This window comes from Terrisporobacter mayombei (assembly GCF_020748465.1).
Lineage (GTDB): Bacteria > Bacillota > Clostridia > Peptostreptococcales > Peptostreptococcaceae > Terrisporobacter > Terrisporobacter mayombei.
In genome coordinates this window covers 1-578 of sequence record NZ_JAHZMP010000063.1, presented here as the reverse complement: position 1 = coordinate 578, position 578 = coordinate 1, and the positions used below count along the sequence as shown (strand labels likewise).

1 pseudogene is annotated in these 578 nt (G+C 29.8%); it reads left to right on the top strand.

The annotated features are described in order from the left end of the window. Nucleotides 1-108: 108 nt before the first annotated feature. Nucleotides 109-578 (top strand): annotated as a pseudogene (locus tag K0039_RS20310) (D-alanyl-D-alanine carboxypeptidase family protein); the annotation flags it as partial.

Below are 578 nucleotides of genomic sequence, written 5' to 3'. Positions count from 1 at the left end.
GCATTCGGTAATTATGAAAACTAAGTTACATATAAAACCACTGTGCAAGAATATAATGATACTAAAACAGATGTTATACATTATAACACATATCATCTTCTTGTTTAAGTGTGTGGTGTTGATGGAATAAAGACAGGATACACAGATAATGCTGGATATTGTATTGAATTTTCTATGATGATACCTAAGGATGATAACATCGAAAGACAACATAGATTAATAGGTGTTGTACTTGGTGATGATAACAAGAAAAATAGAATTTCTTCTTATGCTAGTCTATTGAAGTATGGTAAAGATAATTTCCATTCTAAAAAGATAGCACATAAGGGGGATATTATAGAGACTCCTTGTGTTGATGGTATTGATGATTTTAAGATAAAAGTTAAGGTTGATAAAGATTTGTATGGTGTTGTTTCAGATAACGAGAATATCAATCCGAAGGTAGTATTTAAAAATATGAATTATCCTATCCATAAAGGAGATATTGTTGGTGTTGCAAAGTATTATAATGGTTCTGGGAAATTTGTTGGAAGTGTCAATGTAAAAAGTGAAATTAATATGGGATGTTGTCCTTTTAA